Below are 18,319 nucleotides of genomic sequence, written 5' to 3' on the forward strand. Positions count from 1 at the left end.
ATCATGCCCTCCTGTCGGGGCGGGCTGAGGCCGGGAGTGCTTGCTCTCGGCCTGAACGCGTCCGCCGGGCGGTCAGACGCTCCACTTCTGGTTGTCGGTGCCGGCGCAGGTCCACAGTTGCAGCCAGGCTCCGTTGTCCGTGTTGTTGTCCTTGATGTCGACGCACTTGCCTACGACGGTGTTGACCAGGTCGTGGCGCTCGTTCAGGACGAACTTCTGGGCGGCGTTGCCGCTGCACCAGGCGATCTGGATGGGGGTGCCGTCGCTGTAGTTCGCGTTGGCCACGTCCAGGCACAGGCCCTTGATGCGGATGGTGCCGTCGGAGGCGAACTGCCACTTCTGCGCCTCGCTGCCGTTGCACTCCCACACGAACAGCTTCTTGCCGTCGCCGAAGTCGGAGTACGGGACATCGACGCAGCGGCCGGAGAGATGGCTGCGCAGGGAGACCGGGGCACTGAACGTCACGCCCGAACCGGGGTTCGCGGGCCGGTCGTCGCCGCCGGACGCCTTGTCGCCCCCGGACTTCGCAGGCTGGTCCCGCTCACCCGAGTCCGTCTCGGACGTGTCCTTGCCGCCGGTGACTTGCTTCGGCGTGTCCTTGCCCGAGCCCTGCGCCGCGCCACCCGCGGGGGCCTTCTGCACGGGCTTTTCGGGCTTGGCGGAGTTCTTCTCGCCGTCGGACGGGGCGCCGGTGTCGGGTTTGGTCACCACGAAGTCGCCCGGCGGCTCCTGCTCACCGCCGCCGAGGACGGTTCCTCCCGCCGGCGCCACTTTGGAGCTCTTGTCGTCGTCCCCGGTGAGGACGAGGAACGGCACCGACACGAGCAGCGCCCCCGCGACGGCCGCCCCGGCCAGCACCGCCTTGCCCGGCCGCCCCACGTGACCGGGCTGCTGCTGGGGCCGGTCGATGGCGGTCGCGGTCATGGTCCGCACGAGTGCGGGGAGCTGGCTTTTGGCTGCCGTGGCGGCACCGGGGTCGGCTTCGGAGTCCGACTCGGACGCGGACGTGGCATCGGACGCGGACTGACTGCCGGTGGCTGCGCCGGATCCGGGACCGGTCTCGGCTTCCGGCTCGGTAGCGGTAGCGGTCCGGCCTTCCGTGACGGGTTCGGCCGTGGCGGCCGTCTCCTCGGCACGGGCCCCGGCCTTCGCCTCGCTCGGATCCAGCGCGGCCTCGGACTGGGGCTCCGCGGCAGCGGCCGCGGCTGCCTCCTCGCCGCCGGAACCGGACTCCGCCCTCGGGGAGCTGGGGTTGGGCTGGACCGAACGCGTCACGGCGTCCTCCCTGTGGTGTGGGGCCAGGGTTCAGAAGAGCTGTGAGTCCGGTCCTCGGGGCGGGCAGCGGGTGCCTGCTCGGCTCCCGGCTCGCGCACGGGATCGAGGAGTCCGTCCGCCGGGACGAGCAAGGGGGCCGCGGCACCGGCGTTGACCATCAGCAGGGTGTCCGAGCCGCGCAGTGAACGGGCCAGCTCCCGTGCCGGAACGGTGTCATGCCGAAGTGCCCCGGACATGAACTCGTGTGCCGGGGAGGTGAACAGCAGCACCACGGGCGCCCCGTCCAGCCCGGCAGCCGTGAGCGGCCCGCCGTCCGGTCCGCGCACCACGGTGATCTCCGCTTCGGCGAGAGCCTCGAGCGCCTCGTCCACCGAGCCGTAGCCGGTGGCGGCCCGCTGCGCCGCCGCGTCCACCGGGTCGGTGGGCTCGGGCCAGCCGAGCACCCGAGCCGACGGCCGGTATGCGGGGTTGGGACGGTAGTCCCCGACCCCGCCGCTCTCGTCCGACTGCCACTCCCCCAGTACCGCCCACTCCGGCGGCGTCCGCTCCTGCGTCCACTCCGGGTCCACCACACCGATCCAGTGGCCGGGCGCACGCCGGGCAGCGGCCCGTACGGCCTCGGGTATCTCGGGGATGTCGGTGGGCCCGGCGTCGTCGGCGCCGGATGAGTCGACGGCGGCCGGGCCGGAGCCGTCGGGCGCCGCGAGCCGGCTGTCAGGCCCGCCCTCTTGCCGTTGTCCGGGCCGCATCTCCACCTGAACTCTTCGCTCTGTACGAACACTTGGGTGCCGGCGGCGTGCGCACGCGACGACACTGATCAGATCGGGGAGCCATCAGAATGCCACAACAGTCAAGCCCGTTGCGGGCAGAGCAGGGTCCGAATCAGTTGTTCACGTGCCCGTTTGCTGACCGGGTGAGGGACTTTCCGGGCGCAGCACGGCGGGAGCGGACAAAGCGATGGGAGAGTTGGGGCGGGTGGTACGACTGATCACCCGCGGTACGGGCTAAGTTGGGCCACACGGGAAGACCACGCAGCTCGAAAGGGCGCCTGACCGGCCCGCGGCCGCCACCGCGGCGGGTCTTGTACGCCTCGACGACCGGGGCAGGGCCGTACCAGGTCCACCCCGGCGCGGCGCTCACCCAACGCCCGCCGGGCCGCCCGGCGTTCGTCCAGCCGGCCACTGTGCGGGTCAAGCTCGCCACCGACAGCTCCGCCACCGACAGCTCCGCCCCGAGGAGGAGTACCGCATGTCCCCCCAGCACCCCACCACCGGCGCGAACGCGGAGGCGGCCGCCGCCCGCGTAGGGGAGGCCGGTTTACCGACCGATCCCTCCGCACCGGACGCAGCGGAGCCGAGCCGACCCCCGGCCCCCCAGGCGGAGTCCGGGACCACCGGTTCCACCTCCGGGACCACTGCTTCGGCGTCCGGCGCCACCGGTTCGGCGTCCGGCGACTCCGGCTCGGACTCCGGGACCACGGAGGCGGAGTCCGGCACCACCGGTGCCGAGGAGACAACGGTCACCCCGTCCCAGCCCACACCCGCAGCGGCAGCCGCAACCCCTGAGACGTCCGAGGAGCGCGTCGCCGTCGCGGCGGCCGTCGGTACGACGCCTCCGGGTGTCAGGACCGACACCGGCGTCGGCAGCGGACGACCCCGCAAGCCGATCCTGGCGGGGGCCGCGATCGCCGGCGCCGCGCTGATAGCCATACCCCTGTTCCTGGCGGGAAGCGCGAAGGACGACGGGCCTCCCGACTCCGCCAAGGGGCTGGCCGCGGAGGGCTCCGACACCGTCCTCAACCCGACCTCCGCCCCCGCCGCACTCGACGACTACGTGGCGTCGAAGCCCAGTCCGTCCCCGAAGAAGGCGAAGAAGAGCGGGCCGCCGAAGGTCACGGTCCCCGTGCCCGCGGCACCCGAGCCGAAGCCCAGCCCGAGCCGCACGGCCCAGTCGAAGCCCAAGGCGAAGCCGGCGCCCAAGCCCGCGGCGACCCCGAAGTCGAACTGGAGCACCGAGACCGTCTACGCGACGAGTGTCCTGGAGGTCAACCAGGCCTGGACCACCAACCGCATCCGGATGGTGATGCAGACCGACGGCAATCTCGTCGTCTACAACGAGGAGGGCAAGCCCATCTGGGCGTCCATGACATTCGGGCAGAACCACCGGGCGATCTTCCAGCAGGACGGCAACCTCGTCATCCACAACGGCGAGGACCAACCCATCTGGGCCTCCCAGACCTGGGGCCGTGAGGGCGCCCAGCTGGTCCTGCGAGCCGACGCCAAGGTGGTGATCGTGCACAACGGCGCGGTGGTCTGGTCGACCTGAGGCACTTCGGCGGGACACATCGTCACGCCTTGTCCTTTTCGCTTCCTTCGTCAACGCCTCCTGCAACACCGGTCATTGACACCTGGCCGGTGTTGTGGGCTCGCGATCGTGCTGGGGCTCACGGCCGCCCCGGCCCAAGACGTTTTTTCACCCCTCGTTAAGCCCCTCAGCCGCCCCTCCCCGAGCTGGCATGGTGGTCCGACGCATAGCTGGGCCCCGAACTATGTTGCCCCACCACATGTGCCCCTGACCTGCACGTTCCTACGGTGTGCGAACACGTACCCGTCCCCACCGCACACGAGGAAGTGGCGCACATGGCCTCCGGAACCACCGCTCCCCCACCACCCGCGAACCTCCGTCGCATCGTTGCCGCCAGCCTCATCGGCACCACCATCGAGTGGTACGACTTCTTCCTCTACGGATCGGCCGCCGCCCTCGTCTTCAACAAGCTGTTCTTCCCGGACTCCGACCCGCTCGTCGGAACCCTGTTGTCGTTCCTGACCTATGCCGTCGGGTTCGCCGCACGGCCGTTGGGCGCGTTGGTCTTCGGCCACTACGGTGACCGGCTCGGCCGTAAGAAGCTGTTGGTGCTGAGTCTGCTGTTGATGGGCGGGGCGACCTTCGCGATCGGCCTGTTGCCGACTCACGCGACCATCGGGTCCGCGGCGCCCGTGCTGCTGACCGTGCTGCGGCTGGTGCAGGGATTCGCTCTCGGTGGTGAGTGGGGCGGTGCCGTGCTGCTGGTCTCCGAGCATGGCGATGCGCGGCGGCGCGGATTCTGGGCCTCGTGGCCGCAGACCGGCGCCCCCGCGGGCCAGTTGCTGGCGACCGGCGTGCTGTCCCTGCTGACAGCCACCCTGTCGGACAGTGCCTTCGGCAGCTGGGGCTGGCGCATTCCGTTCCTGCTGTCGGGTGTGCTGGTGATCGTCGGTTTGTGGATTCGTCTGTCTGTCGATGAATCGCCTGTCTTCAAGCAGGCGCTGGCGCAGGCCGAGGCTCGCAAGACCGCGCGCACGTCCGCCGACGCCGCCGAGAAGCTGCCGCTCGTCTCCGTGCTGCGGCACCACTGGCGTGACGTGCTCGTGGCGATGGGCGCACGCATGGCGGAGAACATCAGCTACTACGTCATCACGGCGTTCATCCTCGTCTACGCCACCACGTCGGCCGGCATCTCCAAGCAGACGGCACTCAACTCGGTACTCATCGCCTCGGCCGTCCATTTCGCGGTGATCCCGGCATGGGGCGCGCTGTCGGACCGGATCGGTCGCCGTCCCGTCTATCTACTTGGCGCGGTCGGCATCGGGCTGTGGATGTTCCCGTTCTTCCGGCTCATCGACACGGGTGGCTTCGGCAACCTGATCCTCGCGGTGACCGTCGGCCTGGTGTTGCACGGCGCCATGTACGCACCCCAGGCCGCCTTCTTCTCCGAGATGTTCGCGACCCGGATGCGCTACTCCGGCGCCTCGATCGGCGCCCAGTTCGCGTCGGTCGCGGCGGGCGCGCCGGCACCCCTGATCGCCACCGCGCTGCTGGACAGCTACGGCAACTCCACCCCGATCGCCCTTTACGTCATCGCCGCGGCCGTCCTGACGGTGATCGCGGTCGGAGTGGCCAAGGAGACCCGCCACCGCGACCTGGCCGACATCGAACCCTCGGAAGGAGCGGAGCCCACAGCGGCCCGGGCGGCGGAATCACACTCCGTCTGACCCTAGTCCTGACCATCGCAACCGGCCCCGGCCCCCGTACGCCACCGCGTACGGGGGTCAGCGCTGTCCCGGTGCGGACAACCGGTGCAGACGCAGGGCCAGTTGGATCTCCAGGACGCGTGCGGGGCTCTGCCAGTCGGCGCCGAGGAGGCGACCGACCCGCTCCAGGCGCTGCGCGACCGTGTTCACGTGGACGTGCAGGTCGTCCTTGGTGCGGGCCGGGCTCATCCCGCAGGCGAAGTAGGCGTCGAGGGTCTGCAGCAGGTCGGTGCCGCGGCGTTCGTCATAGGCGACCACCTTGCCGATCGTACGGTCGACGAAGCCCCCAATGTCCCGGTCCCCGGCCAACAGCAGTCCCAGGAAGCCGAAGTCCTCGGCGGCGGCGCCGTCCCCCGAGCGATCGAGCAGCCGCAGCGCGTCGAGACAGCGCCGGCTCTCGTCGTAGGCGGTGGCCACGGCGTCCTGACGGGCGGTCAGGTCCTCGACCGGCGCGGAGGCGCCGACGGTGACCGCTTCGTGGACGGCCGTACCCAGGTGACGGGCGGTTCGGCGGGCCACAGCCGTGGCCGTGTCCCCGCGCTCCAGCGGCAGGAGCAGCACCGTGCCGCCGTCGCGGGCCACGGCCAGGCCCTGCCTGGTCGCGGCGAGGTGGGAGGCGGCGGACCACAGGCGTCGGCGAGCGGCCGCCTCCTGGTCGGCGTCGGCCGGGACCGCGTCGATGCGGGCGGCGAGGACGACGTGGGTGGCGTCGAGGTCGGCGTGCAGCCGCGCCGCGCGTTCGCGCAGCAGCCGTGGGTCACGGTCGCGGGCGTCGAGGAGGTCGTCCAACAGCTCGCCGCGGACACGCTGTTCGGCCTCGGCGGCGGAACGGCGGGCGAGGAGCAGTAGCGAGGTGACCGTTGCGGCACGCTCGAGCGTGCGCTGGTCGACGGGGTCCAGGCCGGGTTGGCCGCGCAGCACCAGCGCACCGAGGAGTTCGCCGCCTGCGACCACCGCCGCGATCCAGTCGTCGGCGTGCCGCACCGCGTGGCCCTCGGCGCGGGACGCCTCCAGGGCTCCCGCCGGTGCGGTGGCGGCCTCGGTGAACTCGACGGTGCCGTCGAGGACTTGGGAGACGGCGGCGGCCACGTCGTGCACCCCGCCGCCGTGCAGCACGAGTTGGGCGAGCCGGTCGTGCACGTCGGAGGCCCGCTCGATGACTCCGCTGCGGTCCTGGATGATCTCGTTGGCCCGCTCCAGGCCGGCCAGGGCCGAGCGTGTCTCGGTGAGCAGGTTCGCGGTGTCGAGGGCGGCCGCGGCGAGGGCGGCGAAGGAGCCGAGGAGGGCGATCTGCTCCCGCTCGAAGACCCGGGCACGCCGGTCCGCCGCGAAAAGCACCCCGATGACGTGGTGCCCCAGCATCAGCGGCACTCCGAGGATGGCGACCAGCCCCTCGTCGCGGACGCCGGCGTCGATGGCGAGCGTGTGCTGGAAGCGGTCGTCCTTGAAGTAGTCGTCGGTGACGTAGGGGCGGGCGGTCTGGGCGACGAGTCCGCCGAGCCCCTCCCCCATCCCGAGCCGCAGCTGCTGGAAGCGGGCGGCGACCGAGCCCTCGGTCACTCGCATGTAGGTGTCGCCCCTGGCCGGGTCGTTCAGGCTGAGATAGGCGACGTCCGTGCCGAGCAGAGACCGGGCGCGCTGCACGATCGCCTGGAGCACGGCGTCCAGATCCCGCAGGCCGGCCAGGTCGTGGGCCGTCTCGAACAGGGCCGACAGCTCGGCCTCGCGCCTGCGCCGCCCCTCCAGCTCGGAGCGGACGCGCAACGCGAGCAGCTTGGCCTGTTCGAGGGCGACGATCCACTCGGTGGATCTGCCCTCGGCGCGGGCGAGCAGCACCGGCTGTTCATAGGCGTCGGCGGACGCGCCCCGGGCCAGCAGCTCGAGGAACGGCGTCTCGGCGCCGCTCGGGGGCGCTCCGGCATCGGCTGGGAAGCGCTCGGCAGGGTGGACGTGATCGCGAGACATGCCGACAGGATTGCTCATCGCACCGCCGCCCCGTCAGGCCTGTGGATAACTCGGGATTCCGCCGGCCCCGGCCGGTCAGTGCGCGGTCCAGCCACCGTCGAGCACGAGCGAGGTACCGGTCACGAACGACGCCTGAGGGCTACACAGGTAGGCCACGGCCTCCGCGACCTCCTCGGGTTCGATGAGCCGCTTGACCGCGCTGTCCTTCAGGAGCACCTCGGACAGCACCCGCTCCTCGGGAATGCCGTGCGCCTGGGCCTGGTCGGCGAGCTGCCTCTCGACCAGGGGGGTGCGCACATAGGCGGGGTTCACACAGTTCGAGGTGACGCCATGTGCCGCGCCCTCCAGCGCGGCGGTCTTGGAGAGTCCCTCCAAGCCATGTTTGGCGGCCACATAGGCCGACTTGAAAGCCGAGGCGCGCAGCCCATGTACGGAGGACACATTCACGATCCGGCCCCAGCCCTGCCCGTACATATGGGGCAGGGCTCCACGGATGAGCCGGAACGGTGCCTCCAGCATCACGGTGAGCACCGTGTGGAAGACATCGGGCGGGAACTCCTCGATGGGACGCACCAGCTGCATCCCGGCGTTGTTGACGAGAACGTCGGTGCCGGCGGCGGCGAGTTCCGCTGCGTCCAGGTCGGTGAGGTCGAGGACGTGCGGCTCGACGGCGCCCGCGAGCCCCTGGGCCCGCGCCTCGAGGTCCTCCAGGCCCACCGCGTCCCGGTCGACCGCTCTCACCTTGGCCCCCGCCGCCGCGAGCCGCAGCGCACAGGCCCGGCCGATGCCGCCGGCGGCACCGGTGACCAGGGCGGTACGGCCATCGAGGTCGAGGGGGGACGGCGCGGGCGAGCCGTGAGCCGGGAGGGTTCTGGACGCGGTCATGGCTCGACCCTAGGCACCACCCTCACCAGGCCACATATGGTCACAGCCCATACTTCAGTCCGAGGTCATGGGTTCGAACCACGTGGGTTCATCGGACAGGGCCTGCTTGATCCGGAAGATCTGCCGTTCCTTCATCGTGGGCAGCGCGTCCACCGCGAACCAGCCCACCTCCACGGACTCGTCATCGTTGACGCGTGCCTCACCGCCGACGGCGCGGCAGCGGAAGGTGATGTCCATGAACTGGCACTGGTCGCCGTTGGGGTAGGTGACCTCACGGCCGGCCTTGATGAGGACGACCCGCTCGGGTACGCACTCGACCCCGGTCTCCTCGTACACCTCCCGTACGGCGCAGACCGCGGGCTGCTCGCCGGGATCGGGGATGCCGCTGATCACCGTCCACTGGTGGTTGTCCGCGCGCTTTCCCAGCAGGACCCGTCCCTCGTCGTCGAAGACGACGGCGCTGACCCCGGGAAGCCAGAGCAGTTGGTGGCCGGCGGAGGCCCTGATCGTACGAATAAAGTCGGGAGTAGCCATGCCGTCGACCCTAACGGGCAGGTGGCGGCGCCCCCGGTGAATTCCGGGGGCGTCCGACCGGCGTACGACTACACGTCACCGGCGCGTCGCGCGCGCAGCCCGGCGCCGATCGCCCAGCCGAGGCCGCCCGCGGCGACCAGCACCAGGGCGATCTCCGGCAGGATGCCGAGGCGCGTGGCGGGCGTCTCGCTGGAGCGCAGCGGGACCTTCTGGACGAGCGAGTCGGCCACGAACATGCCCGTGCGCTGGGTGATCGTGCCGTCCGGCATGATGATCGCGCTGACGCCGCTGGTCACCGGGACGGTGACGGTCCGACTGTGTTCGACGGCCCGCACACGGGACATGGCGAGCTGCTGGTAGGTCATCTCGCTGCGGTCGAAGGTGGCGTTGTTGCTCGGCACGGAGATCATCTGCGCGCCGTCGGTGACCTCGGAGCGCACGGCCCAGTCGAAGGCGGCCTCGTAGCAGGTGACGAGTCCGACCTTGGCGCCGTCCATGGTGAACACGCCCGGCTCGGTGCCGCGGCTGAAGTCCTTGCGGACCATCGAGGTCCAGTTCTCGTTGATCGCGCCGACGAGCGAGCGCAGCGGCAGGTACTCGCCGAACGGCTGGATCTGCCGCTTGTCGTAGGTGTCGACGGGGCCCTTTGCCGGGTCCCACAGGATCTGCTCGTTGAGCAGCTTGCCGTCGCGTTCGACGACGCCACCGACCGAGATGGGCACACCGATCGCCTTGGCGGCGGTGTCGATGACGGCGCGGGCGTCGGCGTTGGCGAAGGGGTCGATGTCGGAGGAGTTCTCGGGCCACAGCACGAAGTCGGGCTGCGCGACCTTGCCCGCCTTGACCTCGGCCGCGAGACGCTCGGTCTCGCGCGCGTGGTAGTCCAGGACGGCCCGCCGCTGGGAGTTGAAGTCGAGCCCCGCGCGCGGGACGTTGCCCTGGATGACGGCGACGGTCGCGGTGCCGTCCTCGGCCTTGTCGCTGACCAGCGGACGTGCGGCCACGGCGCCCACCACGGGCACGGCCACGCTCAGCAGGGCCACGGCCGCGGTGGACCGCTGGACGGCCCGGGTGCGCCGACGCTCAAGGACGAGGCGTACGACCTCGTAGAGCCCGAAGCCGCACAGGACCACCGCGAAGCCGAGCACCGGTGTGCCGCCGACCGCGGCGAGCGGAAGGAAGGCGCCGTCCGCCTGGCCGAACGCGATCTTGCCCCAGGGGAAGCCGTTGAACGGCGCACGCGCGCGTGCCGCCTCCCCGGCGATCCACAGCGCCGCCGCCCACACCGGCCAGCCCGGCAGTCTCGACACCACGGCGACTCCCGCGCCGACCAGCGCGACGAAGACCGCCTCGATCACGACGAGCGCGAGCCAGGGGCCGGGCCCGACCTCCACTCCGGTCCACACCAGCAGCGGCAGCAGGAAACCGAGCCCGAAGAGGTAGCCGAGGCCGAGGCCCGCCTTCCAGCTACGGCCGCGCAGCACCCAGCCGAAGACGGCGAAGGCGGGCAGGGAGAGCCACCACAGCGTGCGCGGCGGGAAGCTGACGTAGAGCAGCACTCCGGAGAGCGCCGCGGCGAGGGCCGGAACCAGGCGGACGAGCCGTGCGGCCCGCGAAGCGGGCGCTATCTGCGGCTCCAACTGGTCCGACTCGTCCACGGAGGTTGCGGTGACGGTCACTCCGGGAGTGTACGGCGGCTGACCTTGGCAACGACAGCGCGGTCCGAGTGCGGAGACGGCCCGCCCCTCGCCCGTACCGGATGCCCCGCCGAGGCCCTCCGGCGGCCGGGTGACGCATCGTTCCTGCACTGGACGTCCACAAATCGGCCATAAGCCGTTACGGTATGCCGGAGCCTCAGTCGTACCGGCCGAGAAGGTCCGGGCGGCCGGGGCCCGTCACAGGTCGGGGGACCGGTTTCGGGGGGCGGGTTGGGTGTCGCGGGGATGACGTCTGCGGCAGGTCCGGATGAGGACAGCGACAGACGAAACGTTTCTGATGCGGCCGGCGTGGTGGTGCTGGGGGCCTGCGCCGCCTGGTCGCTGATCTCGGCTGCCGTGCGCGACGGCCGCCCCGAAGGTGTGCTGCTCGCGATCCTCGCCGTGGCCGCCGGCTATGCGGCGGGGCGGATCAGCGGGGCGCTGCTGCCGGTCGCCGCGCCCTGCGCGGGAGCGCTGGCGGGGGTGAGCCTGACGCTGACCGTTCCGCATCTGTCTCCCGGCCCTCAGATCATCGCCCCGCTGGGCCACGCCGGGGCCACCGCCGCCATGCTGACCCTCTCCACGGGCGCCGCGTGCTGCGCCGCCTGGGCCGCGTCGACCCCGCTCGTGCGTCTGGGCCTACGCGCGGTGGCCGCCGGAATCGCGGTGACCGCCGCGGTCCTGGGCTCCACCAGCGGGTTCGTCGCCTGTACCGCCGTCCTCATCTGCTCACTCGCCGCCGGCCACATCCGTCATCGCGGCGTGGGCATCGCGGGTCTGGCCCTGGCCGCGGCCTCGGTCACCGGCCTGACCTGGGCGGTCGCCGGGAACATGGTGCCCGGCGGACTGCTCGCCTGGCTGGAGGGGCAGCTGACGGAGCACCGGATCCAGCTGTGGCACGACGCGCTGCACCTGGCCCAACAGGAGCCTGCCCTCGGCGTGGGTCCGGGACGCTTCGGCGAACTCGGCGAGAAGGCGGCCGGGACACTGCTGTCCGACGGCAAGCCCCACTCGGCGCCCTTGCAGCAGGCGGCGGAACAGGGGGTCGTCGGCGTGCTGCTGCTGGCGGCGGCCTTCTGCTGGATGCTGTTCGCGCTGTGGCGCACCGCCCGCCCCACCCCGGTCGCCCTCACAGCGGGCGCGGCCCTGACGGCCCTGGCGGGGATCGCCGCGGTCGGCAACGCCCTCAGCTTCACCACGGTGTCGGTCGGCGCGGGCCTGCTGGCGGGGCTGGCGACGGCACGCCCCATAGCCGTCGTACCGGCGCATCCTGAGAACGGCGTACGCGCGGGTGGCGATCGGCCGACGCACTGATCTGCGGCCACATGCCCCGGACTACGGCAGTGTCATCGGCGCACATGGGCTCGGAAGCCACCCTCGGCGACGATCCCCCGATCCCAGCGACGACCTGCATCACCTTCGGATCTACGCGTCACCTCCGGATCCACCCGTCACCCTCGGCTCTACGCGTCACCCGCAGATCCACCCGTCCTCCGCGGATCCACCCGTCCTCCTGGATCCCCTCGACCCAAGACCGTCTCAGAGCGCCGTACCCGCCGCCCTGGACCGCAGCCGATCCCGGATGACCCCCACGGCCGCCTCCGCGTCATCGACGGTGATGGTGAACGTGTGGCCGTCCCACAGCCGTAGCACCAGACCCTCACCACGCCGTACGACGACCGCGGTGCCCTTCTCGGGCCGCCATCGGTAGCCCCAGCCACCCCAGTGACGCGGAGTGACGAGCGGGACGAATTCGGCGCCCACGACCTGGGACAGGGGGATACGGCGACGCGGCACTCCGATGTGGCCGCAGCGCACTTCCAGGCACTCCTGGTCGACCTTCAGGGCGACATGCACGAACGCGAGGGTGCCGAAGAGGACCAGCAGTCCGGCCGCGATGCACCCCACGACCGCCATGACGAGCGGGGCGACGCCGTCCGTCCACGGCGAGTCGACGGCCAGCTCGATTCCGAGCGCCATGCAGGCGGCCCCGACGAGCGCGAGCAGCCACTGGACCCGGTTGGTCGCCCGCCCGGTCCATACATCGGGGTGCGGCTTACCGCCGTGGAGGTGGTCCCTCATGGCTATGAGGTTACTCAGGATTCGCTGCGCTGGTAGCTCGTGGCGGAGGGTGACTGCGCCGACCGGACCACTGCGGACTCTTGTCGTCCGTTTTATGCCCTTAGGTCACAGCACAGGGCTGATCTCCTGGAGGAGACGCCCCTCCTCGTAGGCGAGAGCGGGTGCGGGGAGCGTGCCCTCGCGTCCGCTCAGGAGCACGGTGAGCGTGCCGGTCGGCGCGGCCGCGGGGGCGGGCTGCTCATCGAGGCGGCGCAGTGCCTGGGCGGCCACCGCGCCGGCGGAGCCGTGCAGGACGAGCGGCGGGAAGCCGGGGCGCTGCACGGCGGTGCGGATGCGCTCGGCGACGAGTTCGTAGTGCGTGCAGCCCAGGACGACGGTCGTCACGTCCCGGGGGGTCAGCGCGGCGGCCGCGGCGACCGCGACCTCGATCGCCGTGTCGTCCGCGTGTTCGATGGCCTCCGCCAGTCCGAAGCACGGCACCTCGGTGACGGTCACACCGTCGGCGAAGTCCTTGATCAGTCCGCGCTGGTAGGGGCTGCCGGTGGTGGCGGGAGTGGCCCAGATCGCGACGGGGCCACCGCCGGCCGCGGCCGGCTTGATCGCGGGGACCGTGCCGATGACCGGTATGGCGGGTTCGAGCCGGGCCCGCAGGGCGGGCAGCGCGTGCACGGACGCGGTGTTGCAGCCGACGATCAGGGCGTCGGGCCGGTGTGCGGCGGCGGCCTCGGCCACGGCCACCGCGCGCCGCGTGAGGTCCTCGGGAGTCCTGGGACCCCAGGGCATGCCGTCGGGGTCGAGTGAGAGCACGAGATCTGCGTCGGGTCGCAGCCGCCGTACCGTAGCGGTGGCCGCCAGCAAGCCGATTCCGGAGTCCATCAGCGCGATCTTCACCCGGCCACGATAGACGATGGGCCCTTTTCGACCGGCCGGGTGGGGCAGACTGCGCACGTGAGCGCCATCGCGTGGATCGCCGCCGCATCACTGGCCGCCTGGCTGTGGCTGATGCTCTGCCAGGGCTTCTTCTGGCGTACGGATGTCAGACTCCCGCGGCGGGCGCTGCCGGACGACTGGCCGTCGGTCTGTGTCGTCGTGCCGGCCCGCGACGAGGCCGCGGTACTTCCGATGAGCCTGCCGTCGCTGCTCGCCCAGGACTATCCGGGACGCGCGGAGATCTTCCTGATCGATGACGGCAGTTCGGACGGCACCGGGGAGCTTGCGCGAGAGCTCGCGCGGGAGCGGGGCGGGCTGCCGCTGACGGTGGACTCCCCCGGTGAGCCGCCCGCGGGCTGGACGGGCAAGCTGTGGGCGGTGCGGCACGGCATCGGCCTGGCACGCGCGCGTGACCCCGAGTACCTCCTGCTCACGGACGCTGACATCGCGCATGCGCCCGACAGTCTGCGGGAGCTGGTCGCGGCCGCCCGCACCGGCGGTTTCGACGTCGTCTCGCAGATGGCGCGGCTGCGGGTGGATAGCCTGTGGGAACGACTGGTCGTGCCGGCTTTCGTGTACTTCTTCGCTCAGCTGTATCCGTTCCGCCGGATCGGTGCGAAGGGGGCGCGGACGGCGGCAGCGGCGGGCGGCTGTGTCCTGATCAGTGCCGAGGCCGCCGAGCGGGCGCGGATTCCGGACGCCATCCGGCACGCCGTGATCGACGACGTGGCGCTCGCGCGGGCCGTCAAGCGTGGGGGCGGCCACATCTGGCTGGGGCTGGCCGAGCGGGTGGACAGCGTGCGTCCGTATCCGCGGCTTGCCGATCTGTGGCGGATGGTCTCGCGCAGCGCGTACGCGCAGCTTCGGCACAACCCGTTGGTGCTGGCCGGGACGGTCGCCGGTCTCGCGCTGGTGTATCTGGTGCCGCCGGCGGCCCTGGTGGCGGGTCTGGCCGGCGGGGACACGGCGACCGCGGTCGGCGGCGGTCTCGCATGGCTGGTGATGACGGGGACGTACGTACCGATGCTCCGCTACTACCGCCAGCCGCTGTGGCTCGCGCCCCTGCTTCCATTCACCGCGTTCCTCTACCTCCTGATGACGGTCGATTCCGCGGTGCAGCACTACCGGGGGCGTGGTGCGGCCTGGAAGGGCCGCACCTATACACGTCCCAACGCGGTGCCCGACGAGGGCTGACTACTTGCGGCCCGGGGTCCAGTTCATGCCCCACCCGTAGGCGTAATCGACCGTGCGCTGCGGGCTCACGCCGCGCTCGGGCACCAGGTAGCGGGCCTCGCGCTGGACGACCAGGTCGTCGCCGGTGTTGGTGATCAGGGCGAGCGCGCACACCGTAGAGGGGACGGTGCACTCGTCGAGCGAGAAGTCGACCGGGGCGCCGTGCTGCGGTGTGAGGGTGACCGTTGCGTGCAGGTCGGCGAAGGAGCGCGCGCCCTCATAGATGGTGACGAAGATCAGGATGCGCCGGAAGGCCCGCTGGTGGTCGAGGTTGACGGTGAGGTTCTCGCCGCTGGCCACGGCACCGGTACGGTCGTCGCCGTCCAGGTGGATGTACGGGGGCTGGTGCAGGGCGCCGAAGGCGTTGCCGAGGGACTGGATCACTCCCTTGCTGCCGTCGGCCAGCTCGTACAGGGCGCACAGGTCGAGGTCGAGGTCGTTGTGCATGGCGACCGGGCGGCCCAGCTTGCTCGCCCAGCCGGAGAACTGCTTGCGGACCTGCCAGTTGAGGTTCACGCGCAGGGCGCCCGAGGTGCCGCCCTGCTTGGTCAGCGAGACCGAGGGGGCCGCCTTGGTGAGCGTCACCTTGCTGAGGCTGACGGGCGCTGCCTGGGGGACGGGCGGGGCGACCGGCGGCATGGCGGGCGGCGGCGGGGTCATCACGGGCGCGGCCGGTGGCGCGACGGGCGTCGGTGCGGGCGCCGCCTGCTGGGGCTCGTCGACGGTGATGCCGTAGTCGGTGGCGAGGCCCTCCAGGCCGCTGCCGTAGCCCTGGCCGACGGCGCGGAACTTCCAGGCGCCCTGGCGGCGGTAGAACTCACCGAGCACGAAAGCGGTTTCGACGGTGGCGCCCGTGCTGTCGAAGCGGGCGACGGTCGTGCCCTGGGCGGCGTCCTTGACCTCGATGTACAGGTTTGACACCTGGCCGAACGACCCTCCGTCGGCGGAGGCGGCGAGGATGACCGTCTCGATGGCGGGCTCCACGCGCGTGAGGTCGACGAGGAGGCTGTCCGTCACCTGGCCGCCGGCCTCCCGCTTGCCCTCGTGGCGGACGGCGCCGGAGGCGTGGGCGGGCTGGTTGTAGAAGACGAAGTCCGCGTCGGAGCGGACCTTTCCGCCGACGAGCAGGAGGGCCGAGGCGTCCGCGTCGGGGACGCCGGGTCCTGAACGCCAGCCCAATTCGACCCGCAGTGCCGTCGTCGGCACCGGAACATTCGATCCCTTCGGCATTGACATGTCCGCCCCCATCACCTGCTCACCGCGCCAGGCATGTCCCGGCGGCCCACTGGGTTCTTCTCCTGGGTCAACCTAATTCCCCTGGCCCTCGAAGTCCCACGGGGGCGCGGAAACACTCATGGTCAACCGGCGGTAACCCGCCCGGAACTCGGCATTTACAGGATCCGAGCGCCGATTGGCGTCCCTTTTTGCCAAGTTCGCTCGGATTGGGGATCCTGCGTCACTGCGGGCGCATAAAACAACCCTCTTATCGGTCTCCCCAACCAGCACATCGTGGGCTTACCTTATGTGCCATGACCTCCCCCCGCTCCACCTATGGCGGCGGCTACTACTCCGCCTCCTTCCCGGACACCCCGATCTACGACAAGCTCGTGGCCGAGCGGGGTACCCCGCAGATCGCCCCGATCCGGGTCCCCGCCGCGTACGACATGCCGGGCGGCAACCTGCCCGCGCTGCCGTCGGCGCTGCCCGCCCTCCCGGCGGCACCGTCCCAGCCCTCCTACGGTTATCCGCAGGCCCAGCAGCCCTCTCCGCTGCAACAGGCGCCCGCGGCCTACATCCCGCAGCAGGCGGCCGCGCCGCGCGGCTACCCGGGCCCGCAGGCGCAGCAGCCTCGGCCGGTGGCCCCCGGTGGCATGGGCTACGAGGCGATGCGCCCCGCGGCTCCCCGCCCCGCCGCGGCTCCTTACCAGGATCCGTACAACAACCAGCAGTACCGCGGCTACTGATCCATTCCCTGCGGGGTTGTCGGCGCCACCTGGCACGATGGCCCCATGGGGCATGCACAGCTGCAGTCGATTCACGTTCATCCGGTCAAAGCGTTCCGGGGCACCTCACCCCCGGAAGCCGCCGTGGAGCCCTGGGGGCTGGCCGGAGATCGTCGCTGGATGCTGATCGACGACGGGGGAAAGGTCGTTACCCAGCGCCAGCGGCCTCGCCTTGCGCTCGCCGCCGCGGAGCTGCTGCCCGGTGGCGGCGTACGGCTGACCGCGCCCGGCATGGACCCGCTGACCGTGCCGGTGCCGCGCACGCCCGACACCGTGCCGGTGGAGCTCTTCCGCGACAAGGTCGAGGCGGCCCTCCCCGAGGACGACGCCGCCCATACCTGGTGCAGCACTTATCTGGGCGCCGAGACGCGCCTCGTGTACATGGCCGACCCCGCCACGAGCCGGCCCGTCGACCCCGAGTACGCCCTGCCGGGCGAGACGGTCAGCTTCGCCGACGGCTATCCGCTGCTGCTCACCACGACCGGGTCGCTCGACGCCCTCAACTCCCTGATCGCCCAGGGTGACCACGCGAACGAGGGCCCGCTGCCCATGAACCGTTTCCGGCCGAACGTCGTCGTGTCGGGCACCGCCGCCTGGGCCGAGGACGACTGGTCGCGCATCGCCATCGGCGAGGTCACCTTCCGTTTGCCGAAGAAGAGCGGGCGCTGCGTGGTGACCACGACCGACCAGGCCACCGCCGAGCGCGGCCGGGAGCCGCTGCTCACCCTGGGCCGACACCGCCGCATGGGCGGCAAGCTGGTCTTCGGCCAGAACCTGGTGCCCCTGTCCCGAGGCACGATCCGGGTCGGCGATCCGGTCACGATCCTGCCTGACTGAGCAGACCTCCTGGCTGAGAAGCGCTCCTGACCGGGGAACCTCGCGCCGGGGCCCGGGCGTTGGGCCTTTCGTGAGAAGTTCATGAGAGGCCACGGACGCAGGTGATTTGGCTCTCTCTTCGGCGGGGCCCGCGGGTGAACGGCTCCGCCACGGGTTATCACGGAGCGGGAAGGGGGTGGCCGGACGATGCGGGCGATCAGCGGACTCTGGCGCTGGCGGCACAATCCGCTGCGCCGTGCGACGGACTTGGCGGAGGCCTGGCTCGCTCTCGCGGCGCTGCTGCTGATCCTGGCCGTGGCGCCCTTGGCGGGCTTTTTGATCGGCGGTCTCGCTCAGGACGCCTTGCAGCAGTCCGTGCGTGAACAGCGCCTGTCGCGGCACCTGGTGACCGCGAAGGTGGTCCGCAGGCTGGAGGCCTCCCCGCTGGACATGGACCCCGAGGCGGCGACCGGTCGGGACCGGCGCACGCGGGTCGTGGCCGACTGGACCGCACCGGACGGCACCGTGCACCACGGCCGGGTCATGGCGAGCCTGGACAGCCCGCAGCGGGGCGACCGGTTCCGGATATGGACCGACCAGCAGGGCCGTACGGTCGCCCGCCCGCTGGACTCCGCGACGGCGTCGACGCACGCCGTGCTCGCCGGAGTCGGCACCGCCCTGCTGGCGGCCGGCCTGGTCGAGGGCGGCAGACGGCTGATCGTCTGGCGCATGGTCCGTCGCCGGTACGAGCGTTGGGACCGGGCGTGGGACAAGGCGGGTCCGGACTGGGGCCGGACCGGCACCGGCAGCTGACGGCCTTCCGGCTCTG

The 18,319-nt window shown here is 71.5% G+C and carries 16 protein-coding genes; 7 read left to right on the forward strand and 9 right to left on the reverse strand.

Translation table 11 applies throughout. The annotated features are described in order from the left end of the window. Nucleotides 1-72: 72 nt before the first annotated feature. Entirely contained in the window at nucleotides 73-1,275 is a 1,203-nt protein-coding gene (locus ACIRD7_RS33495; RefSeq protein ID WP_403459466.1) for a ricin-type beta-trefoil lectin domain protein, read from the reverse strand. Beyond that, nucleotides 1,272-2,024, reverse strand: a complete 753-nt coding sequence (locus tag ACIRD7_RS33500) for a type VII secretion system-associated protein (RefSeq protein WP_403459713.1) — start codon at nucleotides 2,022-2,024, stop codon at nucleotides 1,272-1,274. Before ACIRD7_RS33500 ends, ACIRD7_RS33495 begins: the two co-directional genes overlap by 4 nt. Nucleotides 2,025-2,523: 499 nt before the next feature. On the opposite strand from ACIRD7_RS33500, the gene ACIRD7_RS33505 reads away from it, so the two are divergent. Together ACIRD7_RS33505 and ACIRD7_RS33510 are read left to right on the forward strand one after the other, a co-directional pair. Further along, the gene (locus tag ACIRD7_RS33505; protein ID WP_403459468.1) at nucleotides 2,524-3,600 is read left to right on the forward strand and encodes a mannose-binding protein; all 1,077 of its coding nucleotides are present in this window, start codon (nucleotides 2,524-2,526) and stop codon (nucleotides 3,598-3,600) included. A 314-nt stretch (nucleotides 3,601-3,914) separates the two neighbouring features. Continuing rightward, the gene (locus ACIRD7_RS33510) at nucleotides 3,915-5,306 is read left to right on the forward strand and encodes an MFS transporter (protein WP_403459469.1); all 1,392 of its coding nucleotides are present in this window, start codon (nucleotides 3,915-3,917) and stop codon (nucleotides 5,304-5,306) included. A gap of 57 nt (nucleotides 5,307-5,363) precedes the next feature. On the opposite strand, the gene ACIRD7_RS33515 is transcribed toward ACIRD7_RS33510, so the two are convergent. From ACIRD7_RS33515 to lnt, 4 genes are all read right to left on the reverse strand, one after another. Continuing rightward, the gene (locus ACIRD7_RS33515) at nucleotides 5,364-7,310 is read right to left on the reverse strand and encodes a helix-turn-helix domain-containing protein (protein WP_403459470.1); all 1,947 of its coding nucleotides are present in this window, start codon (nucleotides 7,308-7,310) and stop codon (nucleotides 5,364-5,366) included. A 75-nt stretch (nucleotides 7,311-7,385) separates the two neighbouring features. After that, nucleotides 7,386-8,195: a 3-hydroxybutyrate dehydrogenase gene (locus tag ACIRD7_RS33520; RefSeq protein WP_403459471.1), complete on the reverse strand. Its 810-nt coding sequence runs from the start codon at nucleotides 8,193-8,195 to the stop codon at nucleotides 7,386-7,388. Nucleotides 8,196-8,249: 54 nt separating this feature from the next. Then, entirely contained in the window at nucleotides 8,250-8,729 is a 480-nt protein-coding gene (locus tag ACIRD7_RS33525) for an NUDIX hydrolase (RefSeq protein ID WP_403459472.1), read from the reverse strand. 68 nt (nucleotides 8,730-8,797) lie between these two features. Then, nucleotides 8,798-10,408: an apolipoprotein N-acyltransferase gene (lnt, locus tag ACIRD7_RS33530; RefSeq protein ID WP_403459473.1), complete on the reverse strand. Its 1,611-nt coding sequence runs from the start codon at nucleotides 10,406-10,408 to the stop codon at nucleotides 8,798-8,800. A gap of 264 nt (nucleotides 10,409-10,672) precedes the next feature. Here lnt and ACIRD7_RS33535 point away from each other — a divergent pair, with 264 nt between their 5' ends. Next, a complete protein-coding gene (locus ACIRD7_RS33535; RefSeq protein ID WP_403459474.1) occupies nucleotides 10,673-11,740 on the forward strand; it encodes an O-antigen ligase family protein in 1,068 nt (355 codons plus the stop codon). 225 nt (nucleotides 11,741-11,965) lie between these two features. Here ACIRD7_RS33535 and ACIRD7_RS33540 read toward each other — a convergent pair whose 3' ends face one another. After that, a complete protein-coding gene (locus ACIRD7_RS33540; RefSeq protein ID WP_403459477.1) occupies nucleotides 11,966-12,508 on the reverse strand; it encodes a hypothetical protein in 543 nt (180 codons plus the stop codon). Nucleotides 12,509-12,613: 105 nt separating this feature from the next. Next, nucleotides 12,614-13,399 carry a glutamate racemase gene (locus tag ACIRD7_RS33545; RefSeq protein WP_403459478.1) on the reverse strand — a complete coding sequence of 262 codons (786 nt, stop codon included), beginning with the start codon at nucleotides 13,397-13,399 and terminating at the stop codon, nucleotides 12,614-12,616. A 57-nt stretch (nucleotides 13,400-13,456) separates the two neighbouring features. On the opposite strand from ACIRD7_RS33545, the gene ACIRD7_RS33550 reads away from it, so the two are divergent. After that, nucleotides 13,457-14,632: a glycosyltransferase gene (locus ACIRD7_RS33550; protein ID WP_403459479.1), complete on the forward strand. Its 1,176-nt coding sequence runs from the start codon at nucleotides 13,457-13,459 to the stop codon at nucleotides 14,630-14,632. Here the strand turns inward: ACIRD7_RS33550 and ACIRD7_RS33555 are convergent, their stop codons facing one another. Then, the gene (locus ACIRD7_RS33555) at nucleotides 14,633-15,901 is read right to left on the reverse strand and encodes a TerD family protein (protein ID WP_403459481.1); all 1,269 of its coding nucleotides are present in this window, start codon (nucleotides 15,899-15,901) and stop codon (nucleotides 14,633-14,635) included. 299 nt (nucleotides 15,902-16,200) lie between these two features. Here ACIRD7_RS33555 and ACIRD7_RS33560 point away from each other — a divergent pair, with 299 nt between their 5' ends. The 3 genes from ACIRD7_RS33560 to ACIRD7_RS33570 all read left to right on the forward strand — a co-directional run bounded on the left by ACIRD7_RS33560 (nucleotide 16,201) and on the right by ACIRD7_RS33570 (nucleotide 18,303). Continuing rightward, nucleotides 16,201-16,635 carry a DUF6643 family protein gene (locus ACIRD7_RS33560; RefSeq protein ID WP_403459482.1) on the forward strand — a complete coding sequence of 145 codons (435 nt, stop codon included), beginning with the start codon at nucleotides 16,201-16,203 and terminating at the stop codon, nucleotides 16,633-16,635. Nucleotides 16,636-16,680: 45 nt separating this feature from the next. After that, a complete protein-coding gene (locus ACIRD7_RS33565; protein WP_403459484.1) occupies nucleotides 16,681-17,511 on the forward strand; it encodes an MOSC domain-containing protein in 831 nt (276 codons plus the stop codon). Between the two features lie 186 nt (nucleotides 17,512-17,697). Then, entirely contained in the window at nucleotides 17,698-18,303 is a 606-nt protein-coding gene (locus ACIRD7_RS33570; protein ID WP_403459485.1) for a hypothetical protein, read from the forward strand. Nucleotides 18,304-18,319: the final 16 nt, after the last annotated feature.

The organism is Streptomyces sp. NPDC093568 (genome assembly GCF_044764945.1).
Lineage (GTDB): Bacteria > Actinomycetota > Actinomycetes > Streptomycetales > Streptomycetaceae > Streptomyces.

Coding starts and splice junctions, on each gene's coding strand:
- ACIRD7_RS33535 (WP_403459474.1), top strand. CDS start 10,673: ATGACGTCTGCGGCAGGTCCGGATGAGGACAGCGACAGACGAAACGTT.
- ACIRD7_RS33555 (WP_403459481.1), bottom strand. CDS start 15,901: ATGCCGAAGGGATCGAATGTTCCGGTGCCGACGACGGCACTGCGGGTC.
- ACIRD7_RS33540 (WP_403459477.1), bottom strand. CDS start 12,508: ATGAGGGACCACCTCCACGGCGGTAAGCCGCACCCCGATGTATGGACC.
- ACIRD7_RS33515 (WP_403459470.1), bottom strand. CDS start 7,310: ATGTCTCGCGATCACGTCCACCCTGCCGAGCGCTTCCCAGCCGATGCC.
- ACIRD7_RS33565 (WP_403459484.1), top strand. CDS start 16,681: ATGGGGCATGCACAGCTGCAGTCGATTCACGTTCATCCGGTCAAAGCG.
- ACIRD7_RS33525 (WP_403459472.1), bottom strand. CDS start 8,729: ATGGCTACTCCCGACTTTATTCGTACGATCAGGGCCTCCGCCGGCCAC.
- ACIRD7_RS33505 (WP_403459468.1), top strand. CDS start 2,524: ATGTCCCCCCAGCACCCCACCACCGGCGCGAACGCGGAGGCGGCCGCC.
- ACIRD7_RS33510 (WP_403459469.1), top strand. CDS start 3,915: ATGGCCTCCGGAACCACCGCTCCCCCACCACCCGCGAACCTCCGTCGC.
- ACIRD7_RS33500 (WP_403459713.1), bottom strand. CDS start 2,024: ATGCGGCCCGGACAACGGCAAGAGGGCGGGCCTGACAGCCGGCTCGCG.
- ACIRD7_RS33520 (WP_403459471.1), bottom strand. CDS start 8,195: ATGACCGCGTCCAGAACCCTCCCGGCTCACGGCTCGCCCGCGCCGTCC.
- ACIRD7_RS33570 (WP_403459485.1), top strand. CDS start 17,698: ATGCGGGCGATCAGCGGACTCTGGCGCTGGCGGCACAATCCGCTGCGC.
- ACIRD7_RS33560 (WP_403459482.1), top strand. CDS start 16,201: ATGACCTCCCCCCGCTCCACCTATGGCGGCGGCTACTACTCCGCCTCC.